21 protein-coding genes, 2 tRNA genes and 1 pseudogene are annotated in these 23188 nt (G+C 53.3%); 17 read left to right on the top strand and 7 right to left on the bottom strand.

Features of this window, described 5'->3' with window-relative positions; translation table 11 throughout:
* A pseudogene (locus G491_RS0112895) lies at positions 1–323 on the top strand (IS4 family transposase); the annotation flags it as partial.
* Between the two features lie 120 nt (positions 324–443).
* Here the strand turns inward: G491_RS0112895 and G491_RS33880 are convergent.
* Both G491_RS33880 and G491_RS0112885 read right to left on the bottom strand, forming a co-directional pair.
* Positions 444–1703: a S1C family serine protease gene (locus G491_RS33880; protein WP_084511508.1), complete on the bottom strand. Its 1260-nt coding sequence runs from the start codon at positions 1701–1703 to the stop codon at positions 444–446.
* 332 nt (positions 1704–2035) lie between these two features.
* Positions 2036–2112, bottom strand: a tRNA-Arg gene (locus G491_RS0112885).
* Positions 2113–2460: 348 nt separating this feature from the next.
* On the opposite strand from G491_RS0112885, the gene clpS reads away from it, so the two are divergent.
* From clpS to G491_RS0112845, 7 genes are all read left to right on the top strand, one after another.
* A complete protein-coding gene (gene clpS / locus G491_RS0112880; RefSeq protein WP_015946860.1) occupies positions 2461–2775 on the top strand; it encodes an ATP-dependent Clp protease adapter ClpS in 315 nt (104 codons plus the stop codon).
* A 42-nt stretch (positions 2776–2817) separates the two neighbouring features.
* Positions 2818–5052, top strand: a complete 2235-nt coding sequence (gene clpA, locus G491_RS0112875; protein ID WP_028314893.1) for an ATP-dependent Clp protease ATP-binding subunit ClpA — start codon at positions 2818–2820, stop codon at positions 5050–5052.
* A 2-nt stretch (positions 5053–5054) separates the two neighbouring features.
* Entirely contained in the window at positions 5055–5756 is a 702-nt protein-coding gene (aat, locus tag G491_RS0112870; protein ID WP_028314892.1) for a leucyl/phenylalanyl-tRNA--protein transferase, read from the top strand.
* 395 nt (positions 5757–6151) lie between these two features.
* Positions 6152–6439 carry a GIY-YIG nuclease family protein gene (locus G491_RS0112865; protein ID WP_028314891.1) on the top strand — a complete coding sequence of 96 codons (288 nt, stop codon included), beginning with the start codon at positions 6152–6154 and terminating at the stop codon, positions 6437–6439.
* 304 nt (positions 6440–6743) lie between these two features.
* A complete protein-coding gene (locus tag G491_RS0112860; protein WP_028314890.1) occupies positions 6744–7076 on the top strand; it encodes a histidine triad nucleotide-binding protein in 333 nt (110 codons plus the stop codon).
* The gene (locus G491_RS33875; RefSeq protein ID WP_051327229.1) at positions 7064–7699 is read left to right on the top strand and encodes a DUF3786 domain-containing protein; all 636 of its coding nucleotides are present in this window, start codon (positions 7064–7066) and stop codon (positions 7697–7699) included. The genes G491_RS0112860 and G491_RS33875 overlap by 13 nt, the downstream gene beginning before the upstream one ends.
* A gap of 812 nt (positions 7700–8511) precedes the next feature.
* Positions 8512–9543 carry an SAM-dependent methyltransferase gene (locus G491_RS0112845; RefSeq protein ID WP_028314888.1) on the top strand — a complete coding sequence of 344 codons (1032 nt, stop codon included), beginning with the start codon at positions 8512–8514 and terminating at the stop codon, positions 9541–9543.
* A 695-nt stretch (positions 9544–10238) separates the two neighbouring features.
* Here G491_RS0112845 and G491_RS0112830 read toward each other — a convergent pair.
* The 4 genes from G491_RS0112830 to G491_RS0112815 all read right to left on the bottom strand — a co-directional run bounded on the left by G491_RS0112830 (position 10239) and on the right by G491_RS0112815 (position 12617).
* The gene (locus G491_RS0112830; protein ID WP_028314887.1) at positions 10239–10481 is read right to left on the bottom strand and encodes a hypothetical protein; all 243 of its coding nucleotides are present in this window, start codon (positions 10479–10481) and stop codon (positions 10239–10241) included.
* Positions 10482–10599: 118 nt separating this feature from the next.
* Complete coding sequence (locus tag G491_RS0112825) at positions 10600–10929, bottom strand: GGDEF domain-containing protein (RefSeq protein WP_028314886.1); 330 nt, start codon at positions 10927–10929, stop codon at positions 10600–10602.
* A gap of 519 nt (positions 10930–11448) precedes the next feature.
* Positions 11449–12471 (bottom strand): Fic family protein, encoded by a 1023-nt coding sequence (locus tag G491_RS0112820; protein ID WP_028314885.1) that lies wholly within the window; start codon positions 12469–12471, stop codon positions 11449–11451.
* A 60-nt stretch (positions 12472–12531) separates the two neighbouring features.
* Positions 12532–12617: transfer RNA gene (locus G491_RS0112815), tRNA-Ser, on the bottom strand.
* A gap of 290 nt (positions 12618–12907) precedes the next feature.
* Between G491_RS0112815 and G491_RS0112805 the strand changes: the two genes are divergently transcribed.
* The 5 genes from G491_RS0112805 (at position 12908) to G491_RS33870 (ending at position 18622) form a co-directional block, all read left to right on the top strand.
* Positions 12908–13585: an START domain-containing protein gene (locus G491_RS0112805; protein ID WP_015946850.1), complete on the top strand. Its 678-nt coding sequence runs from the start codon at positions 12908–12910 to the stop codon at positions 13583–13585.
* 269 nt (positions 13586–13854) lie between these two features.
* The gene (locus G491_RS0112800; protein ID WP_028314884.1) at positions 13855–14853 is read left to right on the top strand and encodes a potassium channel family protein; all 999 of its coding nucleotides are present in this window, start codon (positions 13855–13857) and stop codon (positions 14851–14853) included.
* A gap of 35 nt (positions 14854–14888) precedes the next feature.
* The gene (locus G491_RS0112795; RefSeq protein WP_028314883.1) at positions 14889–15437 is read left to right on the top strand and encodes a P-loop nucleotide/nucleoside kinase family protein; all 549 of its coding nucleotides are present in this window, start codon (positions 14889–14891) and stop codon (positions 15435–15437) included.
* Entirely contained in the window at positions 15415–16341 is a 927-nt protein-coding gene (locus G491_RS30670) for an alpha/beta fold hydrolase (protein WP_051327227.1), read from the top strand. The genes G491_RS0112795 and G491_RS30670 overlap by 23 nt, the downstream gene beginning before the upstream one ends.
* A 40-nt stretch (positions 16342–16381) precedes the next feature.
* Entirely contained in the window at positions 16382–18622 is a 2241-nt protein-coding gene (locus G491_RS33870; protein WP_051327226.1) for a response regulator, read from the top strand.
* A gap of 260 nt (positions 18623–18882) precedes the next feature.
* On the opposite strand, the gene G491_RS35465 is transcribed toward G491_RS33870, so the two are convergent.
* On the bottom strand, positions 18883–19050 hold the full coding sequence (locus G491_RS35465; protein ID WP_157468251.1) for a hypothetical protein: 168 nt from the start codon (positions 19048–19050) through the stop codon (positions 18883–18885).
* A gap of 215 nt (positions 19051–19265) precedes the next feature.
* Here G491_RS35465 and G491_RS0112770 point away from each other — a divergent pair, with 215 nt between their 5' ends.
* The 4 genes from G491_RS0112770 to G491_RS30660 all read left to right on the top strand — a co-directional run bounded on the left by G491_RS0112770 (position 19266) and on the right by G491_RS30660 (position 23187).
* Complete coding sequence (locus tag G491_RS0112770) at positions 19266–20045, top strand: enoyl-CoA hydratase/isomerase family protein (protein WP_028314882.1); 780 nt, start codon at positions 19266–19268, stop codon at positions 20043–20045.
* Between the two features lie 38 nt (positions 20046–20083).
* On the top strand, positions 20084–21235 hold the full coding sequence (locus tag G491_RS0112765) for an acyl-CoA dehydrogenase family protein (RefSeq protein ID WP_084511506.1): 1152 nt from the start codon (positions 20084–20086) through the stop codon (positions 21233–21235).
* A gap of 142 nt (positions 21236–21377) precedes the next feature.
* Complete coding sequence (locus G491_RS0112760) at positions 21378–22247, top strand: 4Fe-4S binding protein (RefSeq protein WP_028314880.1); 870 nt, start codon at positions 21378–21380, stop codon at positions 22245–22247.
* 22 nt (positions 22248–22269) lie between these two features.
* Positions 22270–23187 carry a cache domain-containing protein gene (locus G491_RS30660; RefSeq protein ID WP_051327225.1) on the top strand — a complete coding sequence of 306 codons (918 nt, stop codon included), beginning with the start codon at positions 22270–22272 and terminating at the stop codon, positions 23185–23187.
* The last annotated feature ends 1 nt before the right edge of the window (position 23188 follow it).

Raw genomic sequence — 23188 nt, 5'->3', positions numbered from 1 at the left:
TGTACATGGCAAAGGAGCAGAGCAACAATTTTGATGCATTGATCGCTTGTCATTCTCTGGTCATGATCCGTTATCTTCTGCTCGTGTACATTTTGGGCAAACGGCAAATGACCGGCCCCGTGGGGCCGCTTTTCAGGGAATTGTCCGATGATCAGAATGTATTGGTTGTCGCCCAGTCTTTATGGGAAAAGGTCAAGGAATTGCTTTTGGGATCAAGGCAGGTTCTTTGTTACGGAATTGAGCCTGAAGTCATGAATTACATCCTTGACATTATTGAAAAAACAATAATTGACCAGATGTCTATAGCATCTGCGAAACTTTAGTAAATATGACGCTTTACGCTCAATCACTTCGCGGCGGCAGGTTTTTTATAATAAAAAAGGGCCATCCTTTGTGTAAAGGACAGCCCTTGAAATAATAGCGCTTTGCAAGAATCATTACTCTCACTGCCACTTGATGTTCAAACGTTCTGAAATGGCTTCAACGGGAACGCCAAATGCCAACCCTTCAATTCCAATCCCGGCAATCTTCCAACTGACTATTCCCAGAACTTCACCGTCAGGAGAAAACAAGGGGCCGCCGCTGTTTCCGGCATTCAGCGCAACATCGGTCTGAATATACTTTTTCCCGGCCCATTCTCTATAGCCGCTTATTATGCCTTTTGTGACAGTATAGGATAGTTTCTCGCCTGTGGGGGCGCCCAATGCAAAAACATCCGTCCCAATATTGGAATGAGGACCCAAGTGCATCGATGCGTATTTATACCCTTGTCCGGGAAGACTAATTAAAGCAATGTCCTGTTGCTCATCGAAACGGACGACATTGGCCATAAGTGTGATGCCGGACTTCAAAGAGACTGAGACTCGCTCCAATTCAGATACCACATGCCCTGCGGTGAGCGCCAAACCATCTTCCGAAATCAAAACTCCGGCGCCAACGGTTTCGCCTGCCTTAATAGTAATTACGGATTGCATGGCAAGGTCCAAATCTTCCGGAAGTTTAATTGCTTTTTTCCTGTCACAGTTTATAATGACTGGAGAAAAATCGTTGGGGGTTTCATCCCATTCTTCATGAGGGCTTTGCTTCAAAATTGCAACGAAGCTCGGGTCCGCAAGCAGGTTTTCAAGCGCTCCTCTAAAGGCTGCCTTTACGCATTCAGAGCCAACTGTATACTGCTGTTTACCGGAACCGTCGGTGGTGGTTTTGTACACAACGCTTTCCTTATAGGTATTATAAAGTTGCCATTCTATCGTAAGTTGCGCCTCAGAAAAGTTTCCCGCCAGAGGAGCATATGTGTCGTATTGAATATCTTTGATAGTCCCTCCCAATTGGTATTCCGCTTTGCCTGAGTTATCCTTTCCAAAAAGAAGGTTATCCCCGCCGAGCACGGAATATCCGTATGAAGCCATCAGTTCGGAGGCTATTACTTTAAATTCGCTAGAGGCGACAGCTAAGTCGGACGTCCAATAGTGCCTGTACTGAGGCACTCTTAACAATCCGTCATGATGAGTCCCAATAGTTGCTCCGGATGGAAAACGAACAATTAAACGTTGGAAGGTAACGGTTGCGGAACCTTCCGGGTCAATTACTATAGGCATGCGCGCATCTGTCCTTTTAGGAGTTGTTGCACATCCTGCTAAAAGGCTTAATGCCGCGACAAGTACAAATATATGAACAGCGGAGTTTGTAAATTTTCTATTCATTTAATTTGCTCCATCTTATAAATATGCTGGCGTTTTTGGATGGGTATTAAGGGAATACTGATTGAACTATCAATAAATATCTATAATAATGGAATGTTAAACAGGACTCAAGAGAAAAGAAGCTGTTTTTGGGTGATATTATTTTTTACGCAGCCACAAGATCTAAACAGACCTTGCTGAAGGTACAATCTTAACGGCCCACGACGGCTTTTAAGAATGATATACAGAGATGCCGCTTAATCGTCTATAAGGGATGGGGCTGAGTAAAACCTTGTCAAAATGGCAAAAAAAAGAGGCCATCCTTTTCATAAAAAGGACAACCCCTTAAATAATGGTACGCCCGGCAGGATTCGAACCTGCGGCCTACGGATTAGAAGTCCGTTGCTCTATCCAGCTGAGCTACGGGCGCTTGGATTGATTGTTTAACGATACTTTGACATCCGGCGCCGTCGCACACGAATCGCCGCTTATACATCGTCCCGCGGCGCCGAACCTTCGGTTCTCCCCAAATTTGCCTTGAGCAGACCGATTTCGGACCTGTTCCTATCAGGATTGCCTTGCCCAAGGCAAGTTTTTTCAGGCCCCTAAGCCGAATCGGCAAAAAAATTATCTATCACCCCGAAAAAAATTTGGCAAGAGTAAACAAATCCCCCTAGAATCCGAAGATTGCTATTCCCGGGTTTAACCTTGATTTTTGCCCCAAGCATTCTTAATATTATGGAGGAGATTTTTACGAAACAGAAAGGGAAGACGTAAAATGAGTCCCGATCCACATGAAGATCTCGGCGATGTCCTGACAGAGCCGACCCAAAAAACCGAGCGGCCTCGCATGTTCAAGGTCTTGCTCCATAACGACGATTACACCACCATGGAGTTTGTGGTAGGGGTTTTGCAAAGAGTATTTAACAAGTCCGTGCCCGAGGCCACTCGGATTATGCTGAACGTCCACAACCGGGGCGTGGGAGTGGCCGGGGTGTACACGGCGGAGGTTGCAGAAACTAAGATTGAGACAGTGCATTCCATGGCTCAAGCTGACGGTTTTCCCCTCAAGTGCAGCATGGAGCCTGAGTAAGGGGCTCCCGGTTTTTCCGGAAACAGAGCAGGGAGACGGAATATGATCAGTAAGGATTTGGAAATCGCCATTGGCGCCGCGGTCAACGAGGCCAAACAGCGCCGCCACGAATATTTGTGCACGGAGCATGTGTTGTACGCCCTGTGTCACAATATTGAAGGCATCGACATCATAGAGCATTGCGGCGGAAATGTCGGGCGCATTCTCCAGGAGTTGGAGCGCTTTTTCACAACCAACCTGGAAGCCGTTCCCGGAGAGGGCGAGTACGTCCTTCAGCAGACCCTGGGCTTCAGCCGCCTTCTGCAGCGGGCCATGGGCCACGTGGAGTCCGCGGGCAAGACCTCCGTGGAAGTGGGCGACGTCCTGGCCGCCATGTTTGCGGAAAGGGATTCTCACGCCCAGTATTTTCTGGTCAATGAGGGAATCACCCGGCTGGACGTTTTAAATTACATTTCCCACGGTATATCGGTGCTTGAGGACGATTCTCCGGCCCCGGAAATCGCCCCGTCCTCCCGTCCTCGCAAGGAAAAGGAAAAAAGCCCCCTGGAGGCCTACACAACGGATCTGGTCGCCAAGGCAAAGGAGGGGCGCATCGACCCCCTCATAGGCCGGGCCGACGAGCTGCTGCGCACCGAGCAGATACTCCGCCGCCGCCGCAAGAACAACCCCATATTCGTGGGCGATCCCGGCGTGGGAAAGACCGCCATGGCCGAAGGCCTGGCCCTGGCCATCGCCGAGGGCAAGGTTCCCGACTTTCTGGAAACCGCCGAGATTTACGCCCTGGATCTGGCCGGGCTTTTAGCCGGAACCAAATATCGCGGCCAGTTCGAGGAACGCCTCAAAGGGGTGATCAACGCGGTCCAGCGCAAGGACAACGCCATCCTGTTCATCGACGAAATTCACACCCTGGTAGGCGCGGGCTCCACCACGGGCAGCTCCATGGACGCTTCCAACATCCTCAAACCGGCCCTGGCGTCGGGCGAACTCCGCTGCATCGGGTCCGCCACCTATGACGAGTACAAGGGGCATTTTGAAAAGGACCGGGCCTTGTCCCGCCGTTTTGAAAAGGTGGAGATCGAGGAGCCCACGGTGAATGAAACGGTGAAGATTCTCAAGGGCCTCAAATCCCGTTACGAAGAGCACCACGGCATTCAGTACACCGAAGGCGCCCTGCAGGCCTGCGCCGAGCTGTCCGCCCGGCACATCAACGACCGGTTTTTGCCGGATAAGGCCATCGACGTCATGGACGAAGCCGCGGCTTCCCTGAACATGCGCACTTCGCGCAAGAGAAAATACGTCCGGCCCAAAGATATTGAAAAGATCGTGGCCAAGGTGGCCAAAATTCCGCCCCGCAGCGTGTCCGCGTCCGACCTGGATCGCCTGGGCGCCCTGGAGTCCGACCTGAAAAAAATGGTTTTCGGCCAGGACGAGGCGGTGCAGACCGTGGCCACGGCCATCAAACGCTCCCGGGCCGGGCTGGCTTCCCAGGAGCGCCCTGTGGGCTCCTTTTTGTTCACCGGCCCCACCGGCGTGGGCAAGACCGAGGTGGCCAAGCAATTGGCCCAGACCCTGGGCATCGCCTTTTTGCGCTTTGACATGAGCGAGTACATGGAAAAGCACGCCGTGTCCCGTTTGATCGGCGCGCCTCCCGGCTACGTGGGGTTCGACCAGGGCGGCTTGCTTACCGACGCCGTGCGCCGCACGCCCCATTGCGTGCTGCTGCTGGACGAAATCGAAAAGGCCCACGAAGACATTTTCAACGTGCTTTTGCAGGTCATGGATCACGCCACCCTGACGGATAACAACGGTAAAAAAGCAGACTTCCGCAACGCCATTTTGATCATGACCTCCAACGCGGGCGCCCGGGAAATGAGCTCCGCCGCCATCGGGTTCGGCAAGCAAAACGTGGATTCCGGCGCCAAGGGCAAGCAGGCTTTGGAAAAAGCCTTTTCCCCGGAGTTCAGAAACCGCCTGGATTCCATTGTGACCTTCCACAACCTGGATGTTGCCATCATGGAGCTCATTGTGGACAAGTTCATGAACGAGCTTAAAGCCCAGCTTATGCCCAAGGGCGTGGAATTGAACCTGACTCCCAAGGCCCGCACCTGGCTGGCTCAAAAAGGCTACGACCCCAAATTCGGCGCCCGGCCCCTTGGCCGTTTGATCCAGAAAAGGATCAAGGATCTCCTGGCTGACGAAATCCTTTTCGGCGCCCTGACCGCCGGAGGAAAGGTGCGTATTGGCCTGAAAAAAGACGAATTGACCTTTACCTGGTAGCCATGCCTGTTTACGCACTTTCCGAAGCCATATGCTTTCCGGACCCCTCCCTGGCCAGAGCCGACGGGCTCCTGGCCGTGGGAGGGGATCTTTCCCCCGAAAGGCTTCTCAACGCCTATTGCATGGGAATTTTCCCATGGTATTCCGAGGGCGAGCCCATCCTGTGGTGGTCCCCCAACCCCCGGCTGATCCTCATTCCTTCCAGGTTCCACATGTCATCCAGCCTGAAAAAAACCTTGCGGCAAAAGCGCTTTGCCGTTACGCTTGATACAGCATTTAAAGACGTCATGGCCGCCTGCGCCGCTGTCCGCCAGGACCATGGGGAAGGCACCTGGATCGTGCCCGAGATGGAAAAGGCCTATTGCCGCCTGCACCAGGCCGGCTTCGCCCATAGCGTGGAAGCCTGGCAGGACGGCGAACTGGCCGGCGGCTTGTACGGAGTGAGCCTGGGGCGGGGATTCTTTGGGGAATCCATGTTTTTTAAAAGATCCAACGCGTCCAAGGCGGCTTTCGCCGTGCTGGTGGAATTTCTTACAGCTCATGAGTTTGAGTTTATTGACTGCCAGATGAAAACGCCCCACCTCATGAGCCTGGGCGCCGAGGAAAGGCCCCGCTCCGTGTTTTTGGACATGCTGCACCAGACCCTGGAATTCCCCACGCTCAGGGGGCGCTGGAGCCTGGAGTCCGAAAACGGCCTGGCGTGATGCGGGGGCAAGTATCGCGTCCTCCCGAAATCGATTGATGAGACGCTGGGTCCCCGCTTGCGGGCGATCCTGAAAAGCGGATCTCCCTTGCGGGGATGACGGTCTTAAAAGGCGCAAGAAAGTCTATAGGTCGTGGAATTTGACCCGGCTATTAGCGAAGGCGCATCCACGACCCGTAAAATGAAACGGCCTTCACTCCCCGTCATCCCCGTGGAGCCATGGAGGCGGGATGATTGCGGCTGTTTTGCAATCATCATGACGCAATGGCGTAAACAGGGACCCAGTGTCTTTGTAAGGTCTCTGCTTGCCCGTGTTGCTTTATCAGATCGGTCTTCAACCTCGCTCCAATAGCGGCAACAGGCCAGCGCACCAATGGCCGCATTTAGGAGAGATACTTGAAAGACGCCATTTTTGTTTACATAATGGCAAGCCAAAGAAATGGCACATTGTATATTGGCGTTACTTCCGATTTGAAAAAGCGCGTATGGGAGCATAAACAAGGGCTGGCGCCGGGATTCACAAAACAGTATAGCGCGAAAACTTTGGTTTATTATGAAGTACACGGAAGCATGCATGGGGCTATTAAAAGAGAAAAACAATTGAAAAAATGGAATCGAGCATGGAAAATTGAGCTAATCGAGAAACAAAATCCGTACTGGCTTGATTTATATAACCGCATTTGATGAGACGCTGGGTCCCCGCTTGCGGGCGATCCACAAAGCGGATTTCCCTTGCGGGGATGACGGTCTTAAAAGGCGCAAGAAAGTCTATAGGTCGTGGAATTTGACCCGGTTATTAGCGAAGGCGCATCCACGACCCGTAAAATGAAACGGCCTTCTTTCTCCGTCATCCCCGTGGAGCCATGGAGGCGGGATGATTGCGGCTGTTTTGCAATCATCATGACGCAATGGCGTAAACGGGGACCCAGTGTCATTTTGCATGCAAGGCTGACTAAAATTCACGCAATGAAATCTGAGGAGACCGAGGATGGAACAGGACTGCATATTCTGCAAAATCGTTGTAAAAGAATCTCCGGCCGATATCGTTTATGAAAACGACAAGCTGGTCGTCTTTAAGGATATCAACCCTGAAGCCCCGGTGCATTTGCTGGTGGTCCCCAAAAAGCATATCCGCAGCGTCAATGACATCGAGCCGGAAGATCAAACTTTGGTGGGGGAAATGGTCGCTGCGGCCAAGCTGGTAGCCGCCCAGAAAGGAATCAATGAGTCCGGCTACAACCTTCTTTTCAACGTGGAAAGGGGAGGCGGCCAGATTATATTCCACCTGCACCTGCATTTGTTAGGAGGATGGAAACGGTGACAAACCCGGTTTTGGAAAGGATTTACAGCCAGTTTCTGGAACGCGCGGAAGCCCTGGATTTTACTGATCTGGCCAGGCGCCTTAGCGTGGAGATGGACGAAGACGCCCTGATTGTCCCCTATTTCGACAGCCAATACAGGGTCAGCAAGCAAAGCATTCTGGGGCCGGACTTCCGGGAGCCCGCCCCCATCGTCAAAGCCGTTTTGTGCCAGTACCTCACCCGGTTTCCCCAGTCTCCAAGCCCTTCCGGCGACTGGACCGCGTTTCGCGACCTGCCTGATGGGGATCGATTCGCCGGAGATTTTAGGTCCAGTGTGGAAATGCCTCTGGCCCGGGTCTTTACAGGCAAGCGCCTGGATCTCATGACTTCCTGCGCCGCCATAGGGGGGCTGACGCCCACCCAGGGATTCGATTACGACGCCTCCATGGTTTTTCAGGCCTTGCCCCACATGAACCTGCTTCTTTTATTCAATGATGCAGACGAAACATTTCCCGCAAAATGCCTCCTCCTTTTTGAAGATAACGCCCACGAGCTTTTGGACATGGAAACCTTGTCCGTAGTCGCCTGGCGCTTAGCCTATCTGCTGTTCACCATGTCCGGAATTGAGCTTTCCGAAGAATAAAATACAGGTTTTCCCTTTTATTGTGGCCTATTACACAGGTTTGGGGTGCGCCATTTCAATGGGTTGATGTGATTCTCATAATAGCCCTATTGCCTTAGATCCCGTAAGTTGGCAGATAGGTCGTTTGCCCTCCTGGGGGCCTTTTCCCGGGGCGGCGGACGGTGGAGTCAAACCAACTTAGGGGAGAGACCGCCATGCAAAACATATCAGCAATATTCGGCGTCCGGCCCTTTCTCTACGGCCCTTGCGGCCGCATGGTTTTATTTTTCACTGTCAAGGATTTCATGCCGGCGTCATGCCCCGACTCAGTCAATGGGTTAAAACGCCCGTCCGGAAATTTCCGAAAACGGCCATCCTTAATCAGACAGTTTCAGAGCGCCAGGGCCGAGGAAGACCCTGACCGCCCCTGACCAGGCCTTGAATTAAAAGAATTGAATCAGGCTAAATTTTTTAACGTTTTGTGCCGATTAAACGTGTATACAGGACTGCCTAATGGATCTCCGGACTGGAATTCAAGCTGAATTGAGCAAGATATCAAATAGTTATGCTGATATTGCTTGTGAAAAGATACTGAATCGCGTCCGATTTTTTTCGCCTTTTCGCAACCGCCGCCCTGGTTGGCTCGACTCCTAAAAGAACAGGCGGCGGGAATGCGGCGTTACCGGCTGCAGGAGCGAAAGGCTTGGCGCCTATGTCATACTCTGACTGTCTTGAACATGGCCTGGGGTGCGGCTGGTCAGGATGAAAGTATGGGAGCCGGAAAGAATGCAACGCATGATTTCCAGGCTCATCCCACCCGAAAGGATGTTGCTATGAGTTTATCAACCCAGCTTGCAGAAAGCGGTTTCGTCCCCGGAGCAGCCCTCACTCAGGGAATGCGGATTACGGAAAGAAAACGCCTTACCCATGAAGCCAGGGGAGACGTCCATTCCCTGCAGAGAAACAAGATGTCGCTCATCCGCGCCATGGACCGGTCCCCCATTGTCATGCCTTTGCCCAAAGGCAACGGACATCCTTTTCAGGTCCCCATCGATTTTTACCAAAAGGTGCTCGGTTCTTCCATGCTGTTTTCCTGCTGCCATTTTTCCGACGAAGCGAACTCCCTGGATGCAGCGGAAAGGTCTATGATCGAATTAATAACCAAACGGGCTGACATTCAGAACGGTCAGCGCATCCTGGATCTGGGGTGCGGCTGGGGAGGCCTTAGTTTGTGGATCGCCCGTATGTACCCCGAATGCGACATCATTGCCGTGACCACTTCCTGTCCGCAAAAGGAATACATCAAAGCCCGCGCCCAAGCCTTGAAGCTGACCAACCTCCATCCGGTCACCGTGGATATGCAGAATTTTGCGCCAAGAGGAACTTTCGACCGCATTATCTCCGTGGAATTGTTTAATCACCTGCGCAACTGGCGGGCCATGTTAAGCCGCATATCCCAATGGCTCGGCCCCGACGGACGCTTGTTCCTGCAGATGTTCTGCCATAGAAATTACGCCTATGCATTTGAAAGCCCGGGGCCGAAAAACTGGATCGCCCGGCATTTTTTCCAACGCAGCATCATGCCCTCGGATGACCTGCTCCTTTATTTTCAGGACGATTTGGTCCTGAACGAACATTGGACCCTGTCCGGGCGCCATTACCAAAAGACGGCCCAAGCCTGGGGCGCCAACATGCGCGCTAAAAAATCCGAAATCATGGGCATCATGGACAATGTCTACGGAAAGGATCGGGGCAAGCTCTGGCATCAAAGATGGAGGAATTTTTTCGTAGCCTGCGAAAGCCTGTGGGGCTACGGCCAAGGCAAGGAGTACATGGTCGCCCAATATCGCCTGCAACGGAGATGACCCCTCCGTTTTTATACCATCAATATCCTTTTAACCATCAATATCCCGAACCCTGCCCCAAGTACGGCCGCCAGCCGCTGTCGCGCGGCTGGCCGCGTCGTCAATCCGCCTCATTTGAAAAATCCTGAAAAGGAAAGAAACAATTTTTTAATGAGGTATAGAACCTGCCCAGGACAGGAAAATCCTGCGGCCGAACATCGCATTCACCCTTCTATGCATACAAAGGCAATCTTCAGGGCTTGCCCTACTGGGAAGCGCGCTCCGGGCGCTTCAAAAAGGCGCCCCAAGGGGCGAAGCTGCAATGCATTTTCAGCGCGTCCGGAATTATGGATGCCGCCTTTTATGAAGTGTAGTTGCAGGCCCCCGTGCCTGCCGGGATGCGCTGTGCGCATCCTAAGCGAAGAAGAGGCGATCAGGCAAAATGCAACCCGGGGTGCATCTTTTTGGGGTAGCCCAGGCAGCGTAGTTTGCTGCCTGGGTTGCTTTAGCAACACAAGGTGCGCCCTGGAAAAACATTCAACATTCAGCAAGGCCGGCGGGCGAATGGCGTCGCTTGAATTCCTGTTTTTTTGTGGTTTTGGATGGAACACCCATTCGTTTGAATATCGGGATTCCATTTTGAAAAAAGGTAGTGACTGCTGCTTCTCCTTGTCCGCCCTTCAGGGACGGAGAGTCAATCAACCCGGAGACGAAGACTATGGTAACCCCTTAGTAAACAAGACGACAATAAAAAACACGCTCATGGCAATAAACACGCCGCCGATGGCCTTTACATAACCCGGTCTTGCCGTCAACTGCCTGTCTCCTGCGTAATGAATAAGCGGATATTTGGAATAAAAATTTTTGATTTTCTCAGCGGTTTTTTGGGGACGGACCACGGCGTATATTCCGGCGGCGCCTATAATCAGGCCCCATACAAACACAAAAAATATTTCCATGATTTTCTCCGTCGCTTCTCAAACTCCAATTAATCGGTCATATCTCAAATTATATCATATATATTGCATGGCTTCATACAAGCCGCAATAAAAAAGTATGGGCTCAATCTCGATTATACTAAATGACCACGGGGTTATCCCTCCACGCTACAGTTTGATTCCTTCCCTGATTCTTTGCCGTGTATGGGGCCTCATCAGCCTGTTTTAATACTTGGTCCACCGCGTCTGCGTCATTATTCCATGAGGCCGCCCCAATGCTGACCGTAAAAGCCACCGGCTCCGTGGGGTGGTCGATCCTCAGCTCCGCCATGGCGGTGCGAAGCCGCTCGGCAAGGACCGTGGCTTTGTCCAGGGGCGTTTCCGGCAGCATAATGCAGAATTCCTCTCCCCCGTAGCGGGCCAGGACGTCGCTGCTTTGTAACAGGCTCGTACGAAGGCTCGGTTTCATGACGCATCCTCGTGATGCTATTCAAATGGTATTTTATTTGAGATTACCACACAGAGGTTTTTCTTGAAAATATGAAAACAGGAGAAAATTATAAAAATTAAACGGGATTAACAAGAGGATGGGTTGCTCCGATTTGGGCCTGAATGCCAAACTGCTTTCAAACACGTATTGGATTCGCGGGTAAACCCAAAATGACGCTGGGTCCCGGCTTGCGGGCCGATCCTGAAAAACGGATCGCCCCTTGCCGGGATGACGTGCTGATATGGTAAAGGAAAGCTCGGATGTAGTTTCCTTCTCCCCGGTTATGGTCTAAGCGCCTCCAAGACCATTTTTGCTGCTGAAGCCGATTTTATCCGTCATCCCCGTGTAGGGGGGCGGCGGGATGATTGCTTTTTTTTTGCAATCATCATGACGCACTCCCGGAAACGGGGACCCAGCGTCTTCTTACATCCTGGCAAATTAAATCTTGGGAGCCTGGAGAATGAATATAAAAACTACTCGAATGATAGCAATTGGGTATTACATCGCTGTTAGGGTGATTTCGCCTTTATGAGTTAAGCGATACCTTTGATTCCGGCTGCTTGGCTTGTCCGGGATGGTCATTTTAATAAGCCCGGCTTCCAGGGCGGGCTTCAAATATCTCTCACGGAAAGATTTTCGGTCAGAAAGCCCCAAAGCCTGCTGTAACTCCTCCCTTGTCATGGCGCCCTGCATGATCCGCAGCAGTCGCCCGACTTGGGGGGCGACTTGGGGGGCGACCTGGGGGGTGACCTGGGGGGCGGCGGACGCAACGGCCTTTTGGATCATCTTAAGCATAAAGCAAATGAACGGACCGGAATCAGTTTGGTTTGTGCTTTCCTGGAGGGCGGTGAAATACTCCTGCTGATGATTATAGATCAGGCTTTCCACCGGGATGTCCAGAAACAAGTCATTCCAGCGGTTAAGAATCAGGGTTTGCCATAACCGTCCCAGACGTCCGTTGCCGTCCTCAAAAGGATGGATAAATTCAAATTCATAATGAAACACCGAGCCCGCCACAAGGGGATGCTCCTCCGAATTTTGGAGCCAGAGCAGGAGATTTCGCATAAGGATGGGAACGCGTCCTCCCGGAGGCGCCATATGAACCAACTTATCCCCGGAAACAACCCCCACTCCTTTACTGCGATAAACGCCCGGATTATCTACAAGTCCTGCCATAAGCATCCTGTGGGCTTCCAGGAGGTCCCGTTCCTTGCTTGGGCTCCAAGCGCCAAGGCTTTCATACGCGGCCAAGGCGTTTTTCACTTCCAGGATGTCCTTTGGCGGCGCCAGCACCCTTTTCCCTTCAAAAATAGCGGATACCTGTTCTTCGTTCAGAGTGTTGCCTTCAATAGCAAGGGAGCCCTGGATCGTTTTCACCTGGTTTAATTTTCTCAGTTTCAAGTCACTGGAGGAGCCGTTCAGAGCAGTCAGACGTCCTACTGCTTCACTGATTTCGGCAATCAGGCTGATTATGGCCGGGGTAATGACATAGGGCGGTTGATAGCTGGGATTATCACTCATAATCTGCCGTCGCCAACGTCGCTGCCTGGGGTTGGAGTATCTTGACTTGCATGAAAAGTGTGGCGGAGGGAGTAGGATTCGAACCCACGGGGCTTTCACCCAACGGTTTTCAAGACCGCCGCCTTAAACCACTCGGCCATCCCTCCTTAAATGGGGCCTGCAAAATCAACGCATCCATTATCATTCCTGCCGGTTCCGGTCAACTCCAATTCCCGGCGGGGCTCAATTTTTAAAGGCTTGAATGCACAAAGGGCCAGGGGCTTCCCCAGGTTTTTTTGATAAAATTTACCGGACGTCAAAATAAATGCCGCATTGCGTCAAAAATCCTTGATTTTCCCGCCGCGCCGCGCTAATTTATATTCATCGTCAATACAGCGCCGCAGCCTTGGACGGCGCGCCTTCCAAACAAAATCAAAAAGAACATGAGGCCCCGACTATGAAACATGTCTGCACATTTTCAGCTTTGATGGTTATCATTTGCGCATTTCTCTCCCCTGTTTTCGCGGAAGACGGGGCCTGGCAGTTGGTCAGGGATGAGGACGGGGTGCAAACCTTCTCCCGCCAGGTGGAGGGTACGGATTTTTTGGAATTCGAAGCGGTTATAGAGATATCCGCCAGCGTGGACCTGTTGGATGCAGTTCTGCTGGATGTAGCTAATTATTCCCAGTGGATGGCCAAATGCAATGGATCGGAGCTTGTGGAGACATTGGACGACGGGAGCCTCATGATCTATTATATCCAGGCTTTGCCCTGGCCCTGTTCGGACCGGGACATGGTTTTCAACGCGATCACCACCAAGGACCGGGACAAAGGGATTATGGAGATTCTGCTTCAAATGGACCCGGATGCCGCAGGGGTGGGTCGTGACAAGCGGATTCCCATGAGGACGTTCCAGGGCCGGATATATATGGCCGCCATAGACAAGGACAAAACCGAGGTGCGCTATCGCGTGATTGCGGACCCGGCCGGGACCATTCCCGTATCCGCGGTGAACGCCTTTACCAAAACCATTCCGGAGGGCACGCTTTTGGGCATGAAAAAAATGGCCGTCAAGGAAAAATACATCAAAGCGGCCATGCAAAGCCAAAAGCGGGATTCCGGCAAAAACGGATAGACCGTTGCATCCCCGTATTTTGGATAGGGGGCAAGTCATTGGTTGGCTTTGAAAGCTGTTTGACGCCTCGCCAAGGGCCAACCAAGGACCAGCCCCCTTTGCTGTACCTGATAAATAACCCACCTAATAACCTAAACTCCCTTCAACAAGTATTGCTTTTTCCCCGGTTCTCCTGGTAACATTATCGGGATACCTTATGGGGATTCAAAGGCGTATTGCGCCGTTTGCCCCCCTTTGCATACTGCCAAACCGGGAGGCCGCATTAACGTATGGAACAGGCCAGGCATTTCAGAACCCTCATACTCATGACCGTCCTCGTCATCCTGGGCGGCTCCGTGGGCTTTATGATTATAGAGGGCTGGTCCTTTTTGGACGCTCTGTACATGACCATCATCACCATTTCCACCGTAGGCTATAAAGAAGTCGGCGACCTGGACGAAAACGGCCGGTTTTTCGTCATCATCTTTATTTTTTTCGGGGTGGGGCTTTTTATGTACGCCGTGGCGTTTCTCGCCCAGTTCATGGTGGAAGGGCGCCTGCGGGAGATCTTGGGGAGAAGGAAATTGGAAAATCAGATCAAAAAGCTGAAAAATCACTACGTGGTTTGCGGATACGGCCGCATAGGCAGCGTCCTATGCAAAGACCTGATCCACGGAAGAAAGCAGATCGTGGTCGTGGAGCAGGAGGAAAAACACCTTGAGAGCCTGAATAAGGAAGGGATTCTTTACCTGCTGGCTGACGCCACCAACGAGGAAACCCTGATCCAGGCTGGAATCAAGCAGGCCAAGGGCCTGGTGGCGGCTTTGGGCAGCGACGCCCAGAACGTGTTTGTGGTGCTTACCGCCCGGCAGTTGAATCCCGACCTGTTTATCATGGCCCGGGCCAATGTCCAGTCCTCCATCCCCAAGCTGATGGCGGCCGGCTCCACCAAGGTCGTCTCTCCCCACGACATTGGCGCCAAGCGCATGGCCGAAGGCATTTTGCATCCCAACGTTACGGACTTTCTGGAACTGGCCTCATGCACCACCCAGGACGACATCAACATGGAGGAAATCCCCGTCGCGGAAGACTCCAAACTGGCCGGCGTGGCCTTGTTTGAATCCAATATCCGCAAGGATTTGAACCTCATCATCATCGCCATAAAAAAGTCGGACGGCGCCATGTCCTTCAACCCGGAGTTCTCCGCCATCATCACCCCGGGAGACACGGTCATCGCCGTGGGCAAGCGTGCAAACCTTTCCCAACTGGAAAAAATCCTCAATCCCTGACCCCGCCCGGCCGGGCCGGGGCGCGAAGACGGCCCATGAAGACAGTTTACATCCTCCTCGGACCTAAAGGCAGCGGCAAGTCCCATATAGGGCGCCTCATGGAATCCCGCCTGGGAATCCCCTTTTTATTAACCGAAGACATCTTCCTGCAATTCCAAAAACAGGGGCTGGAAACCCAAGACGTCTACAAAGCGGGGTTTGTGGAAACCGCAAAAACCATTGAGCGATTATTGAAAACCAAATATGCACTGGCCTTTGAAAGTACAGGGGCTTCGCCGCTGTTCTTTGAATTGCTGGAATCCTTGCGGCTGCAATTTGACATAAAATTGATTGCCGTCAGTGCGTCCGCAAAGGTATGCTTAACAAGGATCCGATCCAGGGACGCAGGCGTTCACATGCCTGCAGACGACGCCCTGATAGAAAAAGTGCACCGGATCAGCTCAGGTCCGGCCTTGGATTACGACCTGATTATCCGGAACGAAAACCTGCGGGAAAGCGAGATTGTAGAGCTTTTGCAAAGCGTGACGGCCACGGAGCAGGAGAGGGGGGCTATATCTTATTATGGCGGTGAGCAGGACAGTTAAAAGTTTTGATGGAACGCGGATTCATTACCGGACCGAGGGCGAAGGCCCGGTCATGTGCGCCTGCAACGGCATAGGGGTTTCCACGTTTTTTTGGAATTACCTGGTCAAGTATTTTTCCAAATCCCATCGGGTGATTGTCTGGGACTACCGCTTTCACGGAAAGTCGGGGCCCGGGCCGGATTATGACGGCCTGACCATGGAAACCAACGCCCGGGACCTGCTGGCGGTCCTGGACGACGCAAAAGCGGACAAGGCGGTCCTGCTTGGGCACAGCATGGGCGTGCAGACCATCCTGGAGTTCTACCGGCAAAATCCGGATCGCTGCGCAGCCCTGATTCCCGTGCTGGGGGCTTACGGCCGCCCTTTGGACACCTTTTTGGGAACGGATATATTCAAGTATTTGTTCGCGTTCGGGTTTTATCCCATGTTTCTTTTTCCCGGCGCCGCGCAAAAAGCCGTCCGCACCGGGCTGAAGGTGTTGTTTTCCGATTACGTGGCCTGGCCCGGCGCCAGGCTGACCGGGCTGGTCAATTTTCAGCACATCAGGAAAAAAGACCTGCACCTGTATCTGGATCACCTGAAAACCCTGGACCTCAGGGCCTTTATGGCCATGGCCAAACACATGCAGGAGCATTCGGCCAGGGCGATCCTGCCGGAAATAAAGGTTCCGGTCCTGGTCATCGCCGGGGAGGACGACCTGTTCACCCCCCTGGAAATATCAAAGGACATGCACGGCATGATCCCCAATTCCGAGTTGCTGGTCATTCCCCGCGGCAGCCACGCAGCCCTGGTGGAGCAGCCCGAACTCATGAACTTGCGGATTGAAAAGTTTTTGCGGGAAAGAGTGGAGAACCCTTGCACGCCGCATAAAAAAAGAAAAAAGCCCCGCGTTAAGGGAAAATGAAAAAAACGGGATAGCGCCTTATTGAAAGCTATTGAGACGCATGATTGAAAGGCTGAAAAAATTTCTTAAACCGCCTCTCTCGGGCGAAAGCCGGGATAAGGACTTCTGGAGGGACAGAATCCTCCAGGTGATCCTGGTGGCCGGACTGATCATTGCTTTTTTCGCCCTGATTCCAGCCGCGGTCATGGCGATTCGCGAAGGGCTTTGGCTGATCTTCTTCCTGGACGCGGCGACCTACGCGGCCGGAATTTTCATCCTTGTTTCCAGCCGTCTGGATTTCAGGTTCCGGGCCATAACGGTCGTCCTGCTGATTTTCATCATAGGCCTCTATATAATCGGAAATTTCGGGCTGCTGAGCGGCGGCGCTTTTTGCCTGTTCGCCTTTGCCGTGCTTTCCGGCCTTTTGCTGGGAATAAAGGCCGGCGCCTTCGCCCTGTTGCTCAACGCCTGCATTCTGCTTTTTTTCGGCGCGCTCCAGGGCGGCGGCCATTGGAAGCCGGACCTTCCTTTCTTCCCCACCATGATTAGGGGATGGGTGGCCTGGGCCACCTTCATGCTCATGAACGCCATTTCCACCTTCGCCGCCGCCTCCATGATCAAAGCTATGGAGTTCCTGGCTGACAAAGCCCAGGAGTCCAATAAGGAATTGATGGAAGAGCAGCAAAAACTCATCCGGGAAATTGAGGAACGGGAAAAAGCCGAGGCCGCTCTCAGGGAAAGTGAAAATAGATACCGGTTGCTTGCGGACAACGTGTCGGACGTCATCTGGACGTATGACATGAAAAAAGACAAGATCACCTATGTGAGTCCGTCCGTTTACGCCGCCCGGGGGTACACACCGGAAGAGGTCCTGGAGCAAAGCCTGAATGAAATGCTCACGCTGGTCTCGCAGGAAATGGCTGAAAAGGCCTTAAAAGCAGGGCTGGAAAGGGCGTTTCGGCCGGGAATTGACTCAAAACGCTCGCGAACCCTGGAATTGCAGCAAATCAGCAAGGACGGAACCGTTTCCTGGACCGAAGTGACCACCTCCTTTATTCGAAACGAGGAAGGCAAGCCAATCGGCATGGTGGGCGTCAACCGGGACATCGAGGCAAGGAAAAAAGCCGAAGGGGAACGGCTTCGCCTGGAGCAAAGGCTCCAGGAAGTGCAGAAAAGGGAAGCCATCGGCACCCTGACAGGCGGCGTGGCCCATGATTTCAACAACATCCTGGGCGTTGTGCTCGGCCATGCGGATCTCTTGTTATATGACGTGGATGAGTCGGACCCGCAATATTTCAGCCTTGCGGAAATAAGAAAGGCCGGACTTCGGGCCAGGGATATCATAGCGCAGCTTTTACGGTACACCCGGACCGAGGAGAAAATCCTCGCCCCCCTGGACATCGTTCCCGTCATCCGGGAGTCCCTGAACCTGCTCCGGTTCACCTTGCCGGGCAAAGTCCATGTCCGTATGGATTTTGGAGAGGCCAAGGCCATTATTAACGGGGACGGCGCCATGCTGAATCAGGCGATCACAAACCTTTGCCTCAACGCCTCCCAAGCCATGGAGCAAACCGGAGGAATGCTGGAAATCAGCCTGGAACGGGTGAGCTTGCCGTCCGGGCATCCCTCCCTGCCCCAGGATGTGCGTGGGGGGGACTTCGCCCGACTGGTCGTGGCGGACTCGGGGCCGGGCATTCCGCCGGAGCATGTGGACAGAATATTCGATCCTTACTTCACCACCAAGGAAGTGGGGGAGGGCTCCGGCCTGGGCCTGGCCGTGGTCCACGGCATTGTGAAAAATCACGGCGGATTCATTGCCGTGGAAAGCTCTCCGGGCAAGGGCACGGCTTTCAGCCTGTACTTTCCCATATCCCGGGAATCCGCATCGGAAGAAGGCGCACAAGAGGAGATTACGGACCTGCCTTCCGGCAGCGAGTCCATCCTGTTTGTGGATGACGAGGCCTCCATGGTGGAAATGGCCGAGCAAATGCTTGGAAGGCTGGGATACGGCGTCGTCACCCTTTCCAGTCCGGTCGAGGCTTTGGACATGTTCCGCAATAATCCCTCCAAGTTCGACCTTATCATGACCGACATGAGTATGCCGGAAATGAGCGGGGTGGAGCTTTTTGAAAAAATCCGCCAGGTGGATGAAACCGTTCCCGTGGTGATCTGCACCGGATACAGCAACCAGATCAACGAGAAAAAGGCCCTTGAAATGGGCATGGCCGCATATGTCTCCAAACCCATGTCCATGCACGGCATCGCTTCCACGCTCCGGCAAATTCTCGATAAAAAATCATAGCCCGCCGCCAGTCAGGACTTGCCGCACGCCGGCGCCCGGAGAATTGCCCCGGCCGGTGGATTTGTGTGTGCAGGAAGAAACCCTGGCTCCGCTCCCCATTCCGCCCTTTGGAATTCCCCTGCTGTAAATTCATCCACTCGTTGCAGATGCACGGAGATTTTTGTATACTGTATTCTCGAAACCTATCCCCCGTTTTGTCCGGAGGCCAGGGCGGCAGGGCGGCGCGGCCTATTTTAAAATTGAATAATTTTATCTTGACTTCACTTTTTGAATATTTTAAAAAAATATTCAAGTTCAACGCCGGGGTCAGGGGCTTGACCTTTCCTCGATTCTTCACATCCATCAACCAAAGAGGCGCCATGCAACTTCTTGAAGCCATGCAACTGAGTCTTTGCAAGACGAGCCGCCGGAATTGCGGCTTGGCGCATTGGGCCTCTCCCGAACAAACACACATGGATAAAGGAATGCGGAGCCGCGCAGGCCGCAGCTCTGAGCACGCATTGATAAAACCTGCCGGCTTCCCATTGTGAGCTTGTTTTTTCGGCGGGAGGCCGGTCGCTCCGTAGGCGTTCTTGAATTTGTTCGAGCGCGAATGAAAATTGCGGCGGGCAAGAGGTAAACTTTCAAAAACAGGGGTTAAACAATGGATTCAGGAGACTTGCTGTACCGTGTGGAAAACAATGTGGCCTGGTTGACCATCAACCGGGAGAAAAACCGCAACTCCATCAACGGAGCGGTGATTGAAGGCTTTTTCAAGTATCTGGACGAGGCGGAAAATGATCCGGAAGTGCGCGTGGTTTGCGTGACCGCCGCGGGAAACCGGGCGTTTTGCGCGGGGGCAGACCTTGCAAGCGCCATGGGCGGCGGCGTGGGCAAGGCCCAAAGCGGCAATCAGGCCTATGCGGACTTGCTGAAAAGAATCGCCGGATATCCCAAGCCCACGGTGGCCCGGGTGGCTGGCTCCTGCGTGGCCGGAGGCACGGGATTCATGCTGGCCTGCGACATTGTGATCGCCGCGAACACGGCCAAATTCGGGACCCCGGAGGTGAATGTGGGCTTGTTCCCCTTGATGATCGGCGCCCTGATTTTTAGGAACGTGCCCCGCAAGGCGGCCATGGAGATGATTCTTCTGGGCGACAAGATCACCGCGGAAAAGGCCCTGGAAATGGGCATGCTCACCCGGGTGGTCGCCCCCGAGGATCTGGACGCGGAGGTTGACAAGGTGTTGTCCACCCTGGCCAAAAAGAGCCCCATTGGCATGAAGATCGGGAAAGAAGCCTATTACGCCGTGGATTCCATGGATTTGGAGAGCGCCTTGGATCTCCTATCCGGCAAGCTGTCGGACGTGGCGGCGACGGAAGATGCAAAGGAAGGCATTACCGCCTTTTTGGAAAAGCGGGAACCCAAGTTCACCGGTAAATAGATCATCATCGTATCCAAAGAATATTTAAGGAGGGCAACGTGGCAAAAGATCTGTATTTTAACAAGGAAGCTCAAATGGTCCGCAGTGCGGTCCGCGATTTTGTAAAAAAGGAAATCAATCCCTACGTGGATGAATGGGAAGAGGCAGGGACGACGCCCTTGCACGAACTGTTTAAAAAAATGGGGGACTTGGGATTTTTGGGGATCCGCTACGACCCGAAATACGGCGGACAGGGTATGGACTACTGGGCGGAATGCGCTTTCCTGGAAGAGCTTGGCCGTATAGATTGCGGCGGCGTCGGCATGGCCATCACCGTGCAGACAGGCATGGCCACTCCCGCCATTTACGAATTCGGCAGCGAGTATCTCAAGGAAAAATACCTCATGCCGGCCATTGCAGGCGACATGGTATCCTCCATTGCCGTTACCGAGCCGGACGCCGGTTCGGACGTGGCCGCCCTGAAAACATACGCCAAAAGGGAAGGCGACTATTACATCATCAACGGCTCCAAAACCTACATCACCAACGGCACCCAGGCCGACTTCCTGACTTTGCTGGCCCGCACCAGCGATGACCCGGGATATCATTGCTACTCCCTGTTTGTGGTGCCTACCGATTTGCCCGGCTTTCAAATCAGCAAAAAGCTGGACAAACTGGGCATGCGCTCCTCGGATACGGCGGAGCTCTACTTTGACAACGTAAAGGTTCCGGTCGAAAATCTCATTGGCAAGGAAGGCGAAGGCTTCATCCAGCAGATGCAGCAGTTCCAGCACGAGCGTTTCACTGCTTTGCCCACGGCCTACGTAGGCGTGGAAAGGGCCATCAAACGCACCGCTGAGTATCTCAAGGGCCGCATCGTGTTCGGCAAACCCTTACTGTCCAAGCAGGTGCTCAGGCACAGGCTGGCCCAGTGGATGGCGGAAGCGGAATCCCTTCGCGCCCTGACTTACCACATTGTACGGTTGAAGGAAGCAGGCCAGGACGTCACCCGCGAGATTTCCATGGGCAAGCTCCTCGCCGGCCAGTTGATGAACAAGGTGGCGGACGGATGCCTGCAAATGCACGGCGGCATAGGCTTCATGAACGAAATGTGGATTTCCCGTTACATGCGGGACGCCAAGCTCATTTCCATCGGCGGCGGCGCCAACGAAGTTATGTGCGAAATCATCTTCAAGACTTCCGGCCTGTAAACAACGGCTTTTCAAACGGGCCAAAGGATCCTGCCGGATCCTTTGGCCCTGTCTCAACTATGAGGCCGAGCCCGGCGTCCTATTAACAATTCTATTTTATGCTCGAAAAATCGGTTTGTTCATCACACGCGGGGGGCTGTGGATGAAGCTATTCAAAAGCATTAAAGAGTTTGACGTATTCACTTTTTTGTCGGGGCTGGCAATGCAGCGGCTTTACGGCAGAGACAAAAAACTGCCGAAATTCGTCCGGCGGGCCTTGCTGTTCGGGCCGGAGCATTTTTCCATCCTGGGGCATATTGACTTTTTTCGGAAGAATCTGGCGGTGTTCGACCCGGCCAAGACCAATTTCTCCGTGCTGCCAATCAATCAGGACATCGAAGGCGCCGAAGACCTGGCCTTGCCTATCGAGATTATCGACGACCTTATCGACCGGTCGTCCCATAGGGCGATCCTGAGCAAATGCGTTTGCCGCATGAATTACGATTGCGAAAATTACCCCGTGGATCACGGCTGCCTGTTTTTGGGCGAGTCAGCCAAGGACACGCCTAAAAAGTGGCGGCGCATGGTGACCAAGGAGGAGGCCAAGGCCCACGCCCGCAAAGGCGTGAGTTATGGGCTGGTGCCCATGGTTGGCAAAATCCGCTTTGATAGCGATACCTTGGGCATTCAGGACAAAGGCAAATTGATGACCATTTGCTTTTGCTGTGAATGCTGCTGCCTCAGCCGTTTTTTGGGGCCTCTGCCGCCGGATTTGGTGGATACGCTCCAGCATCCGGTGGAGGGAATCAGTCTGGAAATCACCGACGACTGCATTGCCTGCGGGGAGTGCGTCGAGGTTTGTTACTTAAATGCGCTGGAAATAGTTGACGGAAAGGTTATAAGAAAGGATATTTGCAGAATGTGCGGCCGTTGCGCCGCAGCCTGCAAACAGCATGCGATAAAGATCAAGCTGGACAATCCCAATGTCGTCGATGACGTGGTTGACCGCCTGCTGTCCATCGTCGAGATTTAATCCTTTCCCGGGAGTTAAAGCGTTGAAAAAGGTTCTATGGGGCGCCCTACTTTTGTTGTTAGCGGCGGGGATAGGGTACAGCCTGATCCCTCGGGAGCCTCTGCCGGATTTCTCCGCATACGCCTATCGCGACACCCGGCGCATGCTCACCCTGGTTCACAGAGCGGCGGCCCTGATTGAGGAAAAAGGCGATCAGGCCTTTGAGGACTTCACGGCGGACGAGGACAAATGGACCTTGGACAACGCCTATTTGTACGTCTACGCCCTGGACGGGACCAACCTGTACCACGGCGGCTACCCTGATCTGGTAGGCCGTAACCTGTACGGTTTTACCGATCTCTGGGGAAAAAAGGCCATGCAGATGATCTATCGGGAGACCGAAAACCCCAACAATCCTTTCGGGTGGGTCCATTATATATGGAACGCCCCGGGCAGCCTGCACCCCTTGTGGAAGTCCTCTTGCAACCTGAGGGCGGTTATGCCCAACGGCAAGGTGGTGGTGGTGGGAAGCGGCTTGGACGACTCCCGGGCCGAAGTCGAGTTTTTCAGGATTCTGGTGGACGACGCAGTCGCGCTGGTCGATAGCCGCGGAAAAGCGGCCCTGCCCGTTTTAAAATCCCCCGAGTCCCATTATACCATTCTGGATAACCGGGTTTTCGTCATGAATTTGGACGGCTCCTGCCTTATTTACCCAGGCATGGACATAACGGTGGACGCGTCCCTTTTTGACTATAAGGATTTCACCGGAAGCACGCCGTTGCTGGAATTGAAAAACAGATTGGAAGACGCCGACCGGGCTACGGTGGGCATGTTGTGCCAGCAGCATGCGGGCGAGCACCCTGCAAAAATGAGCATCTACGGCAGGCTCGCCCAAATGGAAGGACAAACGGTCGTCGTGGGAGCCATTTCCCCTTTACCGCAGCCCGCCTGGATGAATTGAT

It is taken from the genome of Desulfatibacillum aliphaticivorans DSM 15576 (assembly GCF_000429905.1).
Taxonomy (GTDB): domain Bacteria; phylum Desulfobacterota; class Desulfobacteria; order Desulfobacterales; family Desulfatibacillaceae; genus Desulfatibacillum; species Desulfatibacillum aliphaticivorans.
Note: the sequence above shows the minus strand (reverse complement) of the source record. Positions and strands in the feature narration are given on the sequence as shown.